At 55.3% G+C, this 17,527-nt stretch carries 14 protein-coding genes; 3 read left to right on the plus strand and 11 right to left on the minus strand.

The genetic code is table 11. The features are described 5' to 3' along the window. Positions 1 to 32: 32 nt before the first annotated feature. The 3 genes from C7M51_RS18770 to uxuA form a co-directional block, all read right to left on the minus strand. A complete protein-coding gene (locus tag C7M51_RS18770; RefSeq protein WP_160623053.1) occupies positions 33 to 863 on the minus strand; it encodes an MBL fold metallo-hydrolase in 831 nt (276 codons plus the stop codon). Between the two features lie 184 nt (positions 864 to 1,047). Beyond that, on the minus strand, positions 1,048 to 2,553 hold the full coding sequence (gene proP, locus C7M51_RS18775; RefSeq protein WP_160623054.1) for a glycine betaine/L-proline transporter ProP: 1,506 nt from the start codon (positions 2,551 to 2,553) through the stop codon (positions 1,048 to 1,050). A 496-nt stretch (positions 2,554 to 3,049) separates the two neighbouring features. Beyond that, positions 3,050 to 4,234 carry a mannonate dehydratase gene (gene uxuA, locus C7M51_RS18780; protein WP_160623055.1) on the minus strand — a complete coding sequence of 395 codons (1,185 nt, stop codon included), beginning with the start codon at positions 4,232 to 4,234 and terminating at the stop codon, positions 3,050 to 3,052. A 230-nt stretch (positions 4,235 to 4,464) separates the two neighbouring features. On the opposite strand from uxuA, the gene C7M51_RS18785 reads away from it, so the two are divergent. Then, positions 4,465 to 5,151, plus strand: coding sequence for a FadR/GntR family transcriptional regulator (locus C7M51_RS18785; RefSeq protein ID WP_160623056.1), 687 nt, complete (start codon positions 4,465 to 4,467; stop codon positions 5,149 to 5,151). Position 5,152: 1 nt separating this feature from the next. Here the strand turns inward: C7M51_RS18785 and C7M51_RS18790 are convergent, their stop codons facing one another. The 5 genes from C7M51_RS18790 to C7M51_RS18810 all read right to left on the minus strand — a co-directional run bounded on the left by C7M51_RS18790 (position 5,153) and on the right by C7M51_RS18810 (position 10,480). After that, the gene (locus C7M51_RS18790) at positions 5,153 to 6,196 is read right to left on the minus strand and encodes an AI-2E family transporter (RefSeq protein WP_160623057.1); all 1,044 of its coding nucleotides are present in this window, start codon (positions 6,194 to 6,196) and stop codon (positions 5,153 to 5,155) included. Positions 6,197 to 6,311: 115 nt separating this feature from the next. Beyond that, the gene (yfaU, locus tag C7M51_RS18795) at positions 6,312 to 7,112 is read right to left on the minus strand and encodes a 2-keto-3-deoxy-L-rhamnonate aldolase (RefSeq protein WP_160623709.1); all 801 of its coding nucleotides are present in this window, start codon (positions 7,110 to 7,112) and stop codon (positions 6,312 to 6,314) included. A 20-nt stretch (positions 7,113 to 7,132) separates the two neighbouring features. Continuing rightward, on the minus strand, positions 7,133 to 8,425 hold the full coding sequence (locus tag C7M51_RS18800; RefSeq protein ID WP_160623058.1) for an MFS transporter: 1,293 nt from the start codon (positions 8,423 to 8,425) through the stop codon (positions 7,133 to 7,135). A gap of 53 nt (positions 8,426 to 8,478) precedes the next feature. Next, positions 8,479 to 9,684 carry an L-rhamnonate dehydratase gene (gene rhmD, locus C7M51_RS18805; protein WP_160623059.1) on the minus strand — a complete coding sequence of 402 codons (1,206 nt, stop codon included), beginning with the start codon at positions 9,682 to 9,684 and terminating at the stop codon, positions 8,479 to 8,481. A 13-nt stretch (positions 9,685 to 9,697) separates the two neighbouring features. Continuing rightward, positions 9,698 to 10,480, minus strand: coding sequence for an IclR family transcriptional regulator (locus C7M51_RS18810; protein WP_160623060.1), 783 nt, complete (start codon positions 10,478 to 10,480; stop codon positions 9,698 to 9,700). Positions 10,481 to 10,775: 295 nt separating this feature from the next. On the opposite strand from C7M51_RS18810, the gene C7M51_RS18815 reads away from it, so the two are divergent. After that, a complete protein-coding gene (locus C7M51_RS18815) occupies positions 10,776 to 11,942 on the plus strand; it encodes an MFS transporter (protein ID WP_160623061.1) in 1,167 nt (388 codons plus the stop codon). Positions 11,943 to 12,054: 112 nt separating this feature from the next. Here C7M51_RS18815 and C7M51_RS18820 read toward each other — a convergent pair whose 3' ends face one another. Beyond that, positions 12,055 to 12,870: a TIM barrel protein gene (locus C7M51_RS18820; protein ID WP_160623062.1), complete on the minus strand. Its 816-nt coding sequence runs from the start codon at positions 12,868 to 12,870 to the stop codon at positions 12,055 to 12,057. A 444-nt stretch (positions 12,871 to 13,314) separates the two neighbouring features. On the opposite strand from C7M51_RS18820, the gene iolB reads away from it, so the two are divergent. Continuing rightward, positions 13,315 to 14,139 carry a 5-deoxy-glucuronate isomerase gene (iolB, locus tag C7M51_RS18825; protein ID WP_160623063.1) on the plus strand — a complete coding sequence of 275 codons (825 nt, stop codon included), beginning with the start codon at positions 13,315 to 13,317 and terminating at the stop codon, positions 14,137 to 14,139. Positions 14,140 to 14,272: 133 nt separating this feature from the next. Here iolB and C7M51_RS18830 read toward each other — a convergent pair whose 3' ends face one another. Both C7M51_RS18830 and C7M51_RS18835 read right to left on the minus strand, forming a co-directional pair. Then, complete coding sequence (locus tag C7M51_RS18830; RefSeq protein ID WP_160623064.1) at positions 14,273 to 15,115, minus strand: MurR/RpiR family transcriptional regulator; 843 nt, start codon at positions 15,113 to 15,115, stop codon at positions 14,273 to 14,275. A gap of 256 nt (positions 15,116 to 15,371) precedes the next feature. Continuing rightward, the gene (locus C7M51_RS18835) at positions 15,372 to 17,300 is read right to left on the minus strand and encodes a bifunctional 5-dehydro-2-deoxygluconokinase/5-dehydro-2-deoxyphosphogluconate aldolase (RefSeq protein WP_160623065.1); all 1,929 of its coding nucleotides are present in this window, start codon (positions 17,298 to 17,300) and stop codon (positions 15,372 to 15,374) included. Positions 17,301 to 17,527: the final 227 nt, after the last annotated feature.

The raw sequence follows: 17,527 nt of genomic DNA on the forward strand, positions 1-17,527 counted from the left end.
ACCGTTATTGCCCCGGCCTGCGCCGGGGTTTTTTATGGCCTCAGCGCCTGCATTCTTGCCAGCTCTTTCGCATCGTGGCTGCAAAACAGCGTGATGTTTCCCTGCTGAGTGAGAGACAGCTCGCGCAGCCGCTGCTGGTTTTCCCGTCTGGCTGCGTTATCCACCGCCATCATCCACTGATAAAAACGCAGCCCCGGCGTGCAGCGGCGCGTTTGCTGATAGATTTCTCCACGATAAAACCAGGCGTCGCCGCCGTGTAGTAGCCAGCCGTCGCGCTGCTGGATCGCCACGCCCGCGTGACCCGGCGTATGGCCCGGTAGCGGAATCAGTAAAATTTCCGGCGGCAATCCTTGCAAGGCACTGACGGCGGCAAAACCCTGCCAGCTTTCTCCCTGCGGCTGGTAAGCCTGCCAGTGCGTCCGGGCAGGCCATTGTGCGGGGCGATAGCGCCGCTGCTGGAGCCAGCTATCGCGGTGACGGATGGTTTCCAGCTCCTGCTGCATCAGATGCACCTGGGCATGGGGAAAGTCGGTTAGCCCACCGGCGTGGTCAAAATCGAGATGGGTCAAAATGATATGGCGCACATCCTGTGGCTGAAAGCCGAGGCGCTTAATTTGCGCCAGCGCGCTGAGCTCCGGGCGGCGCTGAATATTATTGAAGCGGCGGAAGAAGGTGGCGATACGCGAATGACGCCCCATATCTTTCTCACCAAAACCGGTATCTACCAGTACCAGCCCGTCACGATCGGTTTCAATCAGCAGACAGTGGCAAACCAGGTGAGCGTGCAGCCCTTTGCTGAAACCATCAAAAAGCGCGCCGCCAAAAGGACACATCGAACCACAGCTCAGGTGGTGTATCCGCATAGCCTTCCTCCTCAAGGTTAAAGAGTAAGTGTGGGCGCTAATAGGCCAGCAAGCCAGGCGGCAGATACCACGCCGGGCGTTGCATCGCGTTAAAAAAGGCGAAAAAAAGCCCCTCGTTGAGGGGCTGGGATAGTCGTTCAGGCCGGGTTACGCCGCAGTAAACCATTTTTGCATCGGCTTAAGACTATTCGTTAATACGCGGATGCTGCTGAATCAGGAGTTTGCGCTTCTCCTCCAGACGCGCAATCTCTTCGGCAATATCGTCAATCTTCTGTTCGATATTGTCGTGATGTTCCTGGAGAATTTCCCGCGCCTCTTCGATATCCGAAGCGGCAGGCGTCGCGCCTTTCAGCGGTTTGTTGGCCGTTTCCTTCATAGTAATACCGGTAATCAGGCCAATGACGGCAATCACCATCAGGTAATAGGCGGGCATATAAAGATCGTCAGTGGTTTCTACCAGCCAGGCGGCGAGCGTCGGCGTCAGGCCCGCAATCAGCACGGAGATATTAAAGGCGCTGGCGAGCGCACTGTAACGAATATGCGTGGGGAACATCGCCGGTAGCGATGAGGCCATCACGCCGGTAAAGGAGTTAAGGATTACCGCCAGGATTAGCAACCCGGCAAAAATCAGCCCCAGCACGTTGCTGTTGATCAGCATAAAGGCCGGGATCGCCAGCAGCAGCAGCGCGGTGCTGCCGATAATCACAAACGGGCGGCGGCCAATGCGGTCGCTCAGCAGTCCGATAATCGGCTGTACAAACAGCATACCGATCATAATCGCGATAATAATCAGCACGCCGTGATCTTCGGAGTAGTGCAGGTTATGCGACAGATAGCTTGGCATGTAGGTGAGCAGCATGTAGTAGGTTACGTTGGTGGCGATAACCAGGCCCACGCAGGCCAGCAGGCTTTTCCAGTGTTTAGTGGCGATTTCACGGAAAGAGACTTTCGGACCTTCGCGCAGCCCATCGCGATCGCCCTGTTCCAGCTTCTCTACGTGTTGCTGAAACGCCGGCGTTTCTTCCAGCGCATGACGCAGGTAGAGGCCGACGATCCCCAGCGGCAGCGCCAGGAAGAACGGCAGACGCCAGCCCCAGGAGAGGAAGTTCTGCTCGCCGACGATAGTTGAAATCAGTACCACCACGCCCGCGCCCAGCACGAAACCGGCAATGGAACCGAAATCGAGCCAGCTACCCATAAAGCCGCGTTTACGGTCGGGAGAATACTCTGCGACGAAGATCGAGGCACCGGTATATTCGCCACCAACGGAGAAGCCCTGCGCCATTTTTGCCAGCAGCAGCAGAATCGGCGCCCAGATGCCGATTGAGGCGTAAGAGGGAATCAGACCGATACAGAAGGTACTGATCGACATGATAATAATGGTGATTGACAGGATCTTCTGACGCCCGTACTTATCGCCCAGCATACCGAAGAAAAGGCCGCCCAGCGGACGGATAAGAAAGGGAACGGAGAAGGTAGCCAGCGCGGCGACCATCTGGACGCTGGGATCGGCACCGGGAAAGAAAATTTTACCTAAGGCGTAGGCGACAAAGCCATACACGCCGAAATCGAACCATTCCATCGCATTGCCTAACGAGGCCGCGGTGATAGCCTTGCGTAAACGAGCATCATCGATGATGGTCACGTCATCGAGCGCAATTGGTTTTACACGCTTCCTACGTAGTTTCATATCATTCGCCCTGTGTTTTCTGATTTATATAATCTTAATATTCTCAACGGCGCGAACCGAAAGTTGAAACGGGCCAGATCGCGGCGTTGAGAAAATTTTATTAACGGCATCTTGCCAGCTCAGTTAGTAAAGTTTTGCAATAGTATCATAACGCAACAGTTACTTTCTGATTCCACAGTATATCGTCTGAACGAGGAAAATGTCATATCTGCGCTATTTCTGTCCGGGGAAGGCCAATAAACGCCAAAGGGAAACGGCGTGGACAGCATACTCTGCTGGGACGATCGACAGCCGACTTTTGTTAAAATTTAGCAGCAAACGTTACGCTTTTCCGCTGGCTGACGGGTTTAAAAAGCGAAAATGTGGATAAGTCAGCAAGAGTAAGATTTATCTTAGCCTGAACAGATAGCTGACCATTTATTTAGCATAATTTATTGTTAGCGGCGGGAGGGAATAGCGCCGCCTGGGCAGCAGCGCTGGTTACGATTGGGTCAGATTAATCGTTGAAAAAACAGCGTTTCAGCGCCAGCTCGACGCCACGCAGTTCCGCCAGCCCTTTCAGGCGCCCGATAGCGGAATAGCCGGGATTGGTTTTTTTATGCAGATCGTCCAGCATCTGGTGACCGTGGTCCGGGCGCATCGGAATCGCCCGCAGATTACCGGCACGACGACGACGCTGCTCCTCTTCCAGAATCGCTTTTATCACGCCGACCATATCGACATCGCCCGCCAGATGCTCCGCCTCGTGGAAGCTGGCAGGATTCTCTTCGCGCTGCGTCGCGCGCAGGTGAACAAAATGAATGCGGCTGGCGTAGGTTTCCGCCATCTGCACCAGATCGTTATCAGCGCGCACGCCATACGAGCCGGTGCAGAAGGTAAAGCCGTTATGGATGCTGTCTACCGTTTCCGTCAGCCACTGCATATCCTGCTGGGTAGAGATAATGCGCGGCAGGCCGAGAATCGGACGCGGCGGATCGTCAGGATGCACCGCCAGCATAATCCCCACTTCTTCCGCCACCGGTACGATGGCGCGTAAAAAGGTGGCCATATGTTCACGCAGGCGCGCCTCATCGATGCCGTCATACTGCGAGAGCTGCGCCTGGAACTGCTCCAGCGTGTAGCCTTCCTCCGCGCCCGGCAGACCGGCGATAATATTGCGCGTCAGGGTCTCTATCGCTTCCGGCGTCATGGCGGCATAGTAGTCAGCGGCCTGACGCTGCTCTTCCTCGCTGTAGGTGGCCTCGGCACCGGGCCGTTGCAGAATATGCAGTTCAAACGCGGCGAAGGCGACGGCGTCAAAACGCAGCGCGCGTGCGCCGTTCGGCAGCTGCCAGCCGAGATCGGTACGTGTCCAGTCCAGCACCGGCATAAAGTTGTAGCAAACGGTATCAATGCCGCAGGCGGCAAGGTTACGCAGCGACTGCTGATAGTTAGCGATATAGCGCTGCCAGTCGCCGCGCTGGGTTTTAATCGCCTCGTGTACCGGCACGCTCTCTACGACCGACCAGTAAAGCCCTTTTTCCGCCAGCAGCGCCTGACGCGCCTGAATTTCTTCAATAGTCCAGATTTCGCCGTTCGGAATGTGATGTAAAGCCGTCACGATGCCGGTTGCGCCAGCCTGTCTGGCATCATCCAGCGTGACGGGATCGTTAGGGCCATACCAGCGCCAGGTGTGTTCCATAGCTGCTCCTGTATTGGGTTTGCTACGGGCTGGCGGAAAACAAGGAATCAGGGCCAGCCCGCTAATCAGATCGGCCATTGGTCAGGCCGCTGGGCCAGAATAGGGAAGTTTTTGCCTAAAAAAGGTGATTGTAGTCACAATATTTTTATGGATAACCACACAATGTACGGCGCTGCGGCAAAATAAGGCAGCTTCGCGTCAGCTGGCGCAACGGAAGACAGGTAAACTTTATGACGCTACCCGCAGTAAAAACCGAACGGCTCTATCGGCAAATTTCCGGCCTGTTGAGCGCGGCGATAGCGCGCGGCGAATTTGCGCCCGGTTCGCCGCTGCCGCCGGAAAGGGAGCTGGCGCGCCAGCTGAACGTTAGCCGTTCATCGGTAAGAGAAGCGCTGATCGCACTGGAAGTGACCGGCTGGGTAGTGATTCGTAGCGGCAACGGCGTGCTGGTGGCCGATCCGCTGCCGATTCAGCAGCAGGAACAGACGGAAACCTTCAGCCTGCGTGATTTAATCAAGGCGCGTCAGCATTTTGAGGCGATGACAGCGGAACTGGCGGCGCGCTACGGCAGCGACGAGCAAAGACGTGAACTACAAGACGTCGCCGCACAGCTGGGGCTGCATGAGGTCAATAACGCCGCGTTTCTGGCGCAGGATCAGCGTTTTCACCTGCTTATTAGTGAAATGAGCGGCAATGAGGTTCTGCGTGACATGATGGCCTGGCTGTGGAACCTGCGTAAAAACCAGCGTTTTATCCTGCTGGAGAGCCATTTTGCCGAGCGTGATTTTCCACGCGAGCTGAACCACGACCACCAGCTGATCGCCGAAGCGATTATCGATCAGAATCCGGCGCTCGCCAGGGACAGCATGGCACTGCACTTACAGCATGTTTATGACCACCTGTTCCCGGAATCCTGAGCTAACGCCTGACCGGAGGACGCCCGTTGCCGAGCAGAATTGCCAGCTTGCTGCCGCCGGGCGTGGTTTCCATCAGGATTTTACAGACGCTGGTTAACGGCACCGAAAGCAGCATGCCTACCGGGCCGAGCAGCCAGCCCCAGAAGATCAGTGAAAGAAACACCACCAGCGTCGATAGGCCCAGCCCGCGCCCCATTACGCGCGGTTCCAGCATATTGCCAAATACCATATGAATGGCGCTGAACAGCGCCGCCACCATCAGCGCGTCGTAAAAATCATTCAGCACCAGCGCCTGAATAAAGGGCGGAACGCCAGCGATAATCGGGCCGATGTTGGGAATAAAGTTCAGAACAAAGGCGACGACGCCCCAGAACAGCGCGAACTTAACATCCAGTAGCAGCAGCGACAGCCAGACGGCGATGCCGGTAATCAGGCTAATCAGCGTCTTAAGCGCCAGGTAGTGCGTTACGCCTTTTAGCGCCTTGTGTAGCCCGGCGATACGTATCTGCGGATTGACCAGCGCGTTGCGCAGCTTGTAGGGCAGGTGGCGCACTTCAAACAGCATAAAAATCACCGTCATGATCAGCAGAATAAAATTGCTCATCGCCCCGGAAAATTGCGTCAGCACCAGGGTCGCGACGTTCATGATGGCGTTGGGATCGAGCTGTTCCGCCAGTGCACGCGTGGAAACCGGAATATTCAGCCGTCCGGCATAGTGCTGAATTACCGTCAGCTTCTGTTCCAGGATGGTGCGTATCTGCGGATAAACCAGCGAGAATTCGTTAACCGAGCTGGCGAGCATTGCCACCAGCATAATAATGACCAGCAGCACTACTACCATTACCAGCGTGATGGCCCAGGTGCGCCGTAGCCCGCGTCGCATCAGAATATTTACCAGCGGGTTGAGAACGATAGCCAGAAAAATGGCGAGAAGAAAGGGAACGATAATTGATGAGGCGGCGCGAATACCTGCCAGAATGACTACCAATGTTGCCATCTTAAGCAACATATTCTGTCCCATCTTCTCCTGCTGTGGTGCAATCATAGTGTCCTCGGACGACAAATCTGCCACAGCAAGTGTAGTTGCTAACAGCCGCTAACGCGCTGATATTTTTCATTAACCTGTGGTTAATAGATCTATGCGTTAGCGGCCCGATAGCTTAATAGCTGTTTTTCGGCGTGGGCGCGGTGGCTGAGGATTTGAACAGGGCAAGGCGTCGATCCAGCGCTTCGCTGTAGAGCATGGTATCTACGCCGACGGCAACGAAGTTAGCGCCCCATTGCAGACACTTGCGCGCCATTTCCGGATCCACCGCCAGAAAACCTGCCGCCTTGCCCGCTGCGCGTATCCGCCTGATGCTCTGTTCAATGATACGCTGCACCTCAGGGTGTCCGGCATTATCGGGATAGCCCAGCGATGCGGAGAGATCCGCCGGGCCGATAAAAACGCCGTCGATGCCTTCCACGTCCAGTATGGCGTCGAGGTTATCCAGCGCCGCCTTGCTCTCCATCTGAATTAGCAGACAGAGCTCGTCGTTGGCCTGCGCCATATAGTTTTCGATACGTCCCCAGCGGGCGGCGCGGGCGACGCTGGCACCGACGCCGCGTACGCCAGCGGGCGGATAGCGCGTGGCGGCAACCATCTCTTTCGCCTGCTGTGCGCTGTCGATCATCGGGATTAACAGCGTCTGTGCGCCGATATCCAGCACCTGTTTGATCAGCGCACGGTTGCCCTCTACCGGGCGGATCACCGGCTGACCCGCATAGGGAGCTACCGCCTGAAGCTGATGATAAAGATCCTGGATGGTGTTCGGCGCATGTTCGCCATCGATCAACAGCCAGTCGTAACCAGAGGTGGCGGCAATTTCCGCCATGTAAGCGGTAGTGGAGCTTAGCCACAGGCCGATTTGTACTTCGCCACGACGCAGGGCGGCCTTAAATGGGTTAGCGGCTATTTTCATCGTAGTCATTTATCGTCCCCTTATTGAGTGCGGACATTCGGTGATTGGGCTGCCGGACGGGTAACGCCCAGCGTAAAGATGATCAGCGAGCCGATAACGGCAACGGCAGCCAGCGTCAGCAGACCTGCGGCATCGCTGTTAAACAGGCTTTCTGCCTTGACGCGCACGATGGGTGCCAGAAAACCGCCGACGGCGCCGAACAGGTTGACGAAACCAATCCCGGCGGCCAGCGCAGTGCCGGAAAGCAGCTGCGTCGGCATAGTCCAGAATACCGGCTGAACGGCAATAAAACCGATCGCGGCGACACAGAGCGCAGCCAGCGCCAGCACCGGCGATACCAGGCCGGAAAGGCCGATACCAATGCCTGCCGCCAGCAGCGTCAGCGCCGCTACGTTACGCCGATCGCCGGTTTTATCGGAATAGCGTGGAATCAGCCAGGTACCGAACAGCGCGGCAACCCACGGGATCGCGGTAACCAGCGATGCTGTAAAGCCAACTTTGGTACCCAGCAGCGCCGCAACCTGCGTCGGCAGGAAGAAAATCAACCCGTAGACCGCCACCTGAATGGTCATATAGATGATGGCCAGCTGCCAGACGCGTCCGTTACGCAGGGCATCCGACAGGCGCGAGGTGACTTTGGTTTCTTCTTCGCTGGCCAGCTGCGCGGTAAGCACCTGTTTTTCCTCTGCGCTCAGGAAGCGTGCCTGCTCCGGCGTATCGTCCAGCCAGAAAAAGGTAAACAGACCGGCTGCTACCGCCAGTAGCCCTTCGATCATAAACATCCAGAACCAGCCCGGATGCCCCATAAAACCGTGCATTTCCAGCAGCGCGCCGGACAGCGGTGAACCCAGCGTCAGCGCCAGCGGCGCGCCCATATAGAACAGCCCCATAATGCTGGCGCGGTTGCGCTGGGGAAACCACTGTGAGGTCAAATAGATCATGCCAGGGAAAAAGCCCGCCTCCGCTGCACCCAGCAGGGTACGGATCAGCAGAAATTTCGCCTCGGTATCGGCCCAGGCCATCGCCGCTGACAGAAAGCCCCATAGCAGCGTAGTTGCGCCAATCCAGTTGCGTGCGCCCAGTTTACGCATCAACAAATTGGCCGGAACGCCGAGAATGGCGTAAACCACGAAAAAGATACCTGCCCCTAGCGCGTAGGCTTCGTTACTCAGGCCGGTATCGATCTGGTAGGCCTCTTTAGCGAAGCCAATATTCGACCGATCGAGAAACGCCAGCACATAGAGCGCCAGCATAAAGGGGATTAAGCGCGCGCGGTTTTTCTTCACCACGCCTGCAAGCAAGGTGTTATTCATAGCGAAATCCTCAATGGGAAAGCGGCGCCGCGCCGACAGCGCAGCGCCCTGTCTTAGTGGCTGTAAGGGCGATGCAAATTGCAGTCGCGATTGAGCTCTACGCCAAAGCCAGGTTTATCCAGTACCGATTTATGGATACGGCCATTTACCGGCACCGGCTCGTCAAGCAGGATGGGATCGAACTGCGGACGCAGCGTGGCGCAGTCCGGGCTGGTCATTAAAAATTCGCTGAAAGGCGTATTGGTGAAGGTAATTACCGCGTGATGTGAGTAGACCGAGGAGCCATGCGGCACCACCAATTGCCCACGCGCTTTGGCGATGGCGGCGATCTCTACCAATGTGGTCAGCCCGCCACACCAGCCAACATCGGGCTGCATGATGTCGATACCGGTTTCAGAGAGGGTGCGGAACGATTGCAGCGTGCCGTGGTGTTCGCCGCTGGTCACCATCATTCCCGGCGGTACGCTGCCTTTCAGCTGGCGGTAGCCTTCATACTGCTGTGGCGGCAGGCACTCTTCAATCCATTTCAGATTGTAGGGTGCGCAGGCGTGTGCCAGACGGGTGGCGTAGTTCACATCCTGGCTCATCCAGCAGTCGAGCATCAGCCAGAAATCAGGTCCGCACTTCTCACGGTATTCCGCCACCATCGCCGCATCTTTACGGATGCCCGCATCACCGTCGTGCGGCCCCCAGTGGGTAGGCATTTTGCCGCCGATGAAGCCCATCTCTTTTGCCAGATCGGGACGGGCACCGGTGGCGTAGAACTGAATTTCATCGCGTACCGCGCCGCCCAACAGCTTATAGACCGGCAGCCCAACCACTTTACCAAACAGATCCCACAGCGCCAGATCGACGCAGGAGATGGTATTCAGCACCAGCCCGCCGGAACCGGCGTAGAACATTGTCGCGCCGAGCATCTGATCATGAATCAGTTTGATATCGCTGACGCACTTGCCTTCAATAAAGCGGTTGAGGTGTTTCTCGACGATAAAGCAGCCCATTTCGCCAGCGGTGGAAACGGCAAAGCCGGTTTGTCCATTCTCTGCTTCCACCTCAACGATTAGCGTGCCCAGTACGTTAATGCCGAAAGACTGGCGCGACTGCTCATACTGCGCATATTTGCTCATCGGCGTGGCGATATGATCGTCAATCCAGTGGTTGGCTCCCTGATCGTGATAATCGCCGCCGCCAGCGCCTTTCTCTGCGGAAGCGCCGCCGATAAACCAGGCGCGAACATGCTTAATTTTAGGTAGGGTCATGGTCTTCTCCTTATTATGAGGCTTGTTGTTCAGTGGGGCTTTTCCACCCCAGAAGACGGGAAATATCTTTGGCACAGGCGATCGCCTTACCCGCCAGGTAATCACGGTTTTCTTCGTTGATTTGCAGACGCGTGCCGACCACGGAGATCGCGGCGGTCAGCTCGTGACTGGCATTGAATATCGGAGCGGCGACGCACCTGACATCGCAATAATCTTCGCCGTTGTCGTAGCTCCAGCCCTGGAAACGAATGCGGGTTAGCTCATCCTGAAAACGCTGCGGATCGGTAATTGAGGTAGGTGTCGCTTGTTCCCACGCCAGCTGGCTGATGATCTCCTCGCGAACCGCGGCGGGCTGCCAGGCAAGCAGACATTTACCGATGCCGGAGCGGTTAAGCGACAGGCTTTTTCCTTCGTGCGAGCGCACACTGATGGTGGAGGGCGATTCAACCTTCAGGATGTAGTAGGCGTTGCCGCGATCGATAATGCCGAGATGGCACAGCAGGCCGGTTTCATCCATCAGCCTGGTCAGCCGCGGGCGCGCCAGCTCGCGCAGATTAAGCTGGCTCAGCGCATGGCCCGCCAGCTCGACCAGTTTGGTCCACAGGCAGTAGTTACCCTGGTAATCGAGGGTGATAAAACGCTGCCGTTTCAGTTCAGCAAGGAGCAGATAGGCGGTGCTTTTCGGGATGCCGGTGGCGTCGATAATCGTTGCCGCGCTGCATGGCCCGATTGTCGCAATGAAATTGAGAATGTCTATTGCCCGACTTAGCGCCGGAACTTTGCCTGATTCCAACATGCTGGACTCCTGTCTGAGATACTGGAATCAGTGTTGCGGGTCTGAGAGGGCGAATTTGTGACTCCGCTCTTATCACGAGGTGATTCCAGCGGGCTGGACGAGTAACAGAGCAGAACTGTGAACGACAGCACAGAAAATTCTTTTAACAGTACAACAGGTTGGACATTCCTGATGCGGAACCGGACTTTGGAAAGCGGCATAACAGAATGCTCGTCAGGCTTTGCTTCTTCCAGTGTTAAAAATCAGCGTATAGTAAGCGCTTAGCCTGTTAATAAAGATCGGTAATGAACCCGCTATGTCTGAACAGCCTGCCCAGGAAGCGCCGCAAAGCAGCTTTCGCCTGAATCAAAAAATACTTTCCGTTGTTGTTTTCAATTTTGCCAGCTATCTGACCATCGGTTTACCCCTTGCGGTACTGCCCGGCTACGTGCATGACGTGATGGGCTATAGCGCCTTTTGGGCGGGTCTGGTTATCAGCCTGCAATACTGCTCTACGCTACTGAGCCGTCCGCACGCCGGGCGCTATGCCGATCTGTGGGGACCGAAAAAGGTGGTGGTGTTTGGTCTGGGCGGCTGCCTGCTGAGTGGAATTTGCTATGCGCTGGCTGCCGTTAGCGCAGGCTGGCCGCTGGTGAGCCTGGCGTTGCTTTGTATTGGGCGCCTGGCGTTAGGTATTGGACAAAGCTTTGCCGGTACCGGCTCAACGCTGTGGGGCGTGGGCGTGGTGGGTTCGATACATATTGGTCGGGTTATCTCCTGGAACGGCATCTGCACCTACGGTGCGATGGCATTGGGAGCGCCGCTTGGCGCACTGATTTACCATCTCGGCGGCATCATGCTGTTAGCTGCGGTGATTATAATCATTACTGTTGCCGCTATTTTACTGGCGCTGCCGCGCCCGGCGGTAAAGGGAAGCAAAGGCAGCCCGCTGCCGTTTCGTGCCGTGCTGGGCAAAATCTGGCCGTTCGGCCTGCTGTTAGCAATGGGATCGGCAGGATTTGGCGTGATTGCTACTTTTATCACCTTGTTTTATCAGGCGAAAGGCTGGTCAGGCGCGGCGTTTTCCCTGACGCTGTTCAGCCTGGCCTTTGTCGGTACGCGATTGCTGTTCCCTGGCAGTATTAATCGTCGCGGCGGCCTGGAAGTGGCGCTGGCCTGCTTTGCCGTGGAAGCGTTCGGCCTGTTTATCGTGTGGCTCTCTTTTTCCCCCTGGATGGCAAACCTCGGCGCGTTGCTAACCGGAGCGGGCTTCTCTCTGGTGTTTCCGGCACTTGGCGTTGTGGCGGTTAAAGCGGTGCCGCAACAGAATCAGGGAAGCGCGCTGGCAACCTTTACCGCCTTTATGGATCTTGCACTGGGAATTACCGGGCCGGTTGCCGGATTTATTATGACCTGTGCGGGCGTATCGAGTATTTATCTGCTGAGCGCTCTGCTGGTTTGTCTGGCGCTGTTGCTGACCTGACGCAGACGACAGCAGCTAAGCGTTGCCGTATAACGTTGCGTAAAAAAGGCCCCGAAACGGGGCCAGAAAAAGCAATGACACAAACACAGATAACACCTGAGGCTGCTGTCGGCTACGCCTGTAGCAGTTGAATACTGCGATGGATTTCGCGTTCGATATCCGCTTCGCTCCAGTTCGCCAGCTCCGATGAGAAAGGTTCAAACGCGTAGATACCGCGATAGCCCATTTTCTCCAGGCGACGAACCTGCGCCACGCTTTCCAGTACATCTTTCTCGCTGAGCATGATGCGCTCTTCATCAGTGAGCTGCGCTTTCGGACGCGTATCTTCGACGCCAGAGAGATGCACCAGACCAATCCCGTTGATATCAATTCCGTTGGGGAACTCCTGTTCGGCTTTTTCATACAGATGGTGATGGAAAGTATCAATCAGTACCTTGAAAGGCACCTGCGCATCGCGCAACAGCGCCTGCGTCTGTACCGCAGAGCGCAGCGAACTTTGCGGGAAGCCCAGCGGCTCCACCAGACCTTCAATGCCGTAGCGTTTAAACAGCGGAGCCAGTTTCTGTAGTGCTGCGATGGTTTTATCAGCGGAGATCGGCTGACCATCGTTGAGCGGGCAGAGCACCAACGCACGTGCGCCGATCGCCTGTGCCTCTTTCATCAGCCCTTCCGCCCGGCTCAGCAGTTCGTCATCCATACGGTTAAAGGGATAAACCGCATTGATAGTAATAATTTCCATGCCGTAACGCTTCGCCAGTGCCTTGACCTGCTCATGGCTCAGATCGTCGGTGACTTTGCCGCTGGGCATGTCGTTACGCAGCTCCACCTTATTCAGGCCCAGGCGCTGTACCAGCTTGAAAAAGGTTTCGATGTCGAGGTTGGGGGCGATTTTACGGTTAATACAGAAACGGGTGGAATCAATGGCCATGATGTGCTCCTGCAAAGATATCAATTGAACCGACCGCATCGTTGCGTTCGGCAGCTGGCATAAAGAGAACATTTATTTCATAATTACGGAATGGTGAAATTTAAGTTTTTCGATCTGCCTCGCAAAAATTTCATTTTTAAGCAATTAGCTGTGCCTGAAAGTAGCGAAAACAGCGCAGCAGGTCACGCAGCTTTCAGGCGAGGTTACAGCGTTTGGCGCCATTTATCGCGTTGTAACAGTGCTGAAATCGACACAAAAATTTGCGAGCAGCCCCGCTAAAAACGATTTTTCCAAAACGGGATATTTGAAAAATTAATTTCAATGTAATAGGGTGGAAATATTAAATCAGATACGGATTTACGTTCAGGTACGGCAGGCCTGTTAATACAAGGGATGCGCATTGAAGTGTCCGTGTCGGTGGCTCATTTATGAAAGGAGAAGCGGATGTCTTTGCTTGCTAAACGTCAGCAGCCCGCCGCGAACGGGCAGATCCAGCATATTACACCGGAAAGCGCTGGCTGGCGTTTTGTTGGTTTTGAAGTCTACCTGTTGCAAAAAGGGCAGACCCTGACGCTGGATAGCGCGGATAAAGAACTCTGTCTGGTGCTGGTAAGCGGTCTGGCCTCGGTGAAAACCCGCCATGCAGCGTTCCCTGGTATCGGCAAGCGCCAGTCGCCTTTTGAGCGAACGCCGCCTTTCTCCGTCTATGTTCCGCATCACGATCGCGTTGAAGTCGTCGCTGATTCTGCGCTGGAGCTGGCGGTATGCCGCGCGCCAGGAAACGGCGACTTACCGGCGCGACTGATTGCGCCACAGGATGTCGGCGTAGAGCGGCGTGGCAAAGGGCGTAACCAGCGTCTGGTGCATAATATCCTGCCGGATGATAAGCCAGCCGATAGTCTGCTGGTGGTTGAAGTGTATACCGACGAAGGTGACACCAGCTCTTATCCCAGCCATAAGCACGATCGGGAAGATTCACCGGATGAAACCTATCTGGAAGAGACTTACTACCATCGCTTCCAGCCGGAGCAGGGGTTTGCGATGCAGCGGGTCTATACGGACGATCGTTCGCTGGATGAGTGCATGGCACCTTATAACCATGACGTGGTAATGGTGCCGCGCGGCTATCATCCGGTTGCGACTATTGCGGGTTACAACAATTACTACCTCAACGTGATGGCGGGACCGGTGCGTAAGTGGAAATTTACCTGGGAAAAGGATCATGCCTGGATAAACAGCGACAGCCATCCTGCTGCCGGGAATAAATAGCGTTTTGCCCCCCGGCGCTCAGAGAAAAGGCAGCGCTGGCTGCCTTTTTTACTCTGGTTAGCGTGTTTACTTTGATTAGCGTGACTTCGCCGTAAGCTGGGTTGCGAAAGTAATGCTGGTGCAACGTGCCGCTTTACTCTTTGGCGTTATTCAGCGCCAGTGAAACCGCCAGCGTTTGCGCCAGGCACAGCGAGGCAACCTGGGAGCGAAAGCCATCAACCTGAGCTTCGCGCACCACAAAGCAGACGTCGCTGAAGGCGGCCAGTGGGCTAACCTGGCTGTCCGTAATCGCAATCTGTCGTGCCCCGCGTCGTGCGCCCATTTCAACCAGTTCGACCCCTTCGCGGGCGTAGGGCGAGTAGCTAATGGCGATCACTACATCTTTCGGATTCACCATGCTGAGCTGCTCGGTGAACATACCGCCCAGCCCGTCTATCAGGAAAGCACGTCGTTCCAGATGGCGCAGAGCGTAAGTGAGATAGGAGGCAACGCTGAAAGAGCGGCGCAGGCCGATTACGTAGATATTTTCTGCCTGGCTGAGCAGCTCTACCGCTTTGTTCAGCTGTTCTGGATTGGTTTGCATCGCCAGCTGCTGCAAAGCCTGAGAATTCACCATCGTGAATACGTTGAGAATTTCGGCGGGGTTTTCAGGCGAGGCTGCCGCTTCATCCGTTGCGGTTTGGCGGAACAGACGTGCACGCTCGGTATAATTTACCGTTTCTTCCATCAGATGCTGACGAAAGACCTGTTTCATTTCATTGAAGCCGCTGAAGCCAAAGGCATTTGAGAAACGGATCAGCGTAGAGGGCGGCACATCAGCCTGTTGAGCAATCGAGGCTACGGTATCAAAGGCGATGCTATTACTGTTATCAAGAATATAGCGTGCGACCTGCTTCAGACGCTTGCTGAGCGTATCGTAGCGACGACGAATGTCATCCTGGAGTAAAGAAAGCTGTGTAGGGTTATTAGTTGTCATTACTTCGGCCTGCTAAAAATGATTGGCATTTTGCTAAGCGATATTCTATCAGATGAATGGAAAATTTCATTTGAAACCCCTGTTAGCAGAGTTTATTTCATAGCAACATGAATTACCTCACAAAACGTGGTGTTTAATCCGTTTCTTTCCAGCTAAAAAAAGAAGAACTATGAGGAACAATAAAGTTAATTCGTACTGAAAAGATGACAACGCCGCCGGTACGTTGGTATCGGCGGCGTTTTGAGTGGGAAAAGCGCTAGCTGGCCTGCTGTACCGGGCGAGCTTCACGCCAGTAGCTAATCAGCGTCAGGTAGTTATTTTTAACCTGTTGAATCAACGCGTCATCGCTTAATTCACCCTGTAGCCACTGGCGTGATGGCTGACCAAAGATGGTGCGCCCAACGGCGAAGCCTTTTACCCACGGTGCCTGTGCTGCATCGCGGAAACCCGCTTTCAGCTTCTCTTCCGGTGCATCAAGGCCTAACAGCAGTATGCCGCGACACCAGGGATCGTGTTGCTCAATTACCGAGCCGATAGTCTGCCAGCTTTGCAGCGATAGCGGCGGCAGCTTCCACCAGTCAGGCTGGACGCCGAGATGGTAAAAATGCTTAATGATATCAATGTAATAACATTCCTGACGATCGGGATTTTCCTCCGGCAGGATGATTTCCAACAGCAGTTCATGCCCGGATTTATTACAGCCGCGCCAGACGTCGAGGATCAGATCATCCTGTTGCTGGCGTAGTTCCGCGCTGTCGTGTGGGTGGTAGAAGACCAGGCATTTCACCACATGTTCCTGCGGCCAGTCGATCAGCTGCGAGCCGATATTGCCATGCTCAAGGCGCAGTGGGCGTGAGCCGGGCATCTCAATGGGACGCCCAATCCACCAGCCTTTGCCAGTAATGGCGTTCAGCGCTTGCTGACCGTAGGTAGTGTCGGCCAGGATTCCGCTGTTGTTCACCAGCCCGGCTTCGTTTGCCGCCGCTTCCGCCGCCTGGAGCAGCAGCGTTTTCAGTTGAGGTATGCGGGCAACGTCAGCCCCAGCTTCCTGTGCCATATCAAACAGTTGCTTGCGATGGTCGAAAGCAAAAACGCACAGCTCACGCCAGCTTTTTTTACGCGTGGTCACGCGATGCAGATGATTAAGCCGCTCGTCGCGATCGGGACGAGGTACTTCGCGATCGCGGCTCAGGTAGTCATCCAGCTCCGCTTTGGTTGGCATCGCCGGAGCGCAGCCGTGACGCGATACCACCAGCGCGCCGCAGGCATTGGCGTAACGACAGGCCTGTCGCCAACCTTCATCATTGAGCCAGCCGCGCAGCAGGCCGGACATAAAGGCATCGCCAGCGCCAAGCACATTCAGTACATCGACGCGCACGCCGCTTTGCAGCTCGGTTTTATCCCAGCTGTCCGGGATATCGCCTTCAAACACCACGCAACCTAACGGGCCGCGTTTGCATACCAACGTCGCTTTGGTTGCCTTGCGTACGCTTTTTAAGGCTCTTAGCGTATCGGTGCTGCCGCCTGCAATATGGAATTCTTCTTCCGTGCCGACAATCAGGTCGAAATAGTGCAGCACTTCCTGTAACTGCTGCGTCACCCGATCGGATTCGATAAAACGGGTTTCGCCGTCGCCCAATGAAGTCAGGCCCCACAACACCGGACGGTAGTCAATATCCAGCGCGGTGCGCAGCCCGTGGCGACGTGCGATTTCCAACGCTTTCAGTACCGCCGCGCGCGTATCGGGATGAGAGAGGTGGGTTCCGGTGACCGCCACCGCACGGGCCGAAGCGATATAATCTTCGTCGATATCCTGCGGCGTCAGGCCCATATCCGCGCAGTTGTCGCGGTAGAAGATCAGCGGGAAAGTATCTTCATCTTTAATACCAAGAATCACCAGGCCCGTCAGACGTTTTTTATCGGTAATCAGGCACTGGGTATCGACGCCGACGCGCTGTAGCTCTTCACGCAGAAAGCGACCGTTATGCTCATCCCCAACGCGTGCCAGCATGGCAGATTTTAGTCCCTGAATGGCGGTGCCGTAAGCGACATTGCCGGAAGAGCCGCCAAGATATTTGGCAAAGGTGCTGGTATCTTCCAGACGCGCACCGATTTGCTGACCATAGAGATCAACGGCAATACGGCCGATACAAATCACATCAAGCCGCTTCTGTTGTGTACTCATACCTGTTGTTTCCTTCTGTGATAAGCAGACACTGTCGAGCGTCTCCAGAGATCTTCCGGGTAGATCCCGATAAACCGATCGCACCGGATCAACTGTGTTGGCAGTATGAGGAATAAATATTCCAAAAACAACTTAGAGTGAAACTAATAACCCAAAATTGTGAGGGGGGTAAAACTCTCATTTCTTTTTTAGCGATGATTGGGTCAGGGGGATTACCAGAGCACTCA

This window comes from Mixta intestinalis (genome assembly GCF_009914055.1).
GTDB classification, from domain to species: Bacteria; Pseudomonadota; Gammaproteobacteria; order Enterobacterales; family Enterobacteriaceae; genus Mixta; species Mixta intestinalis.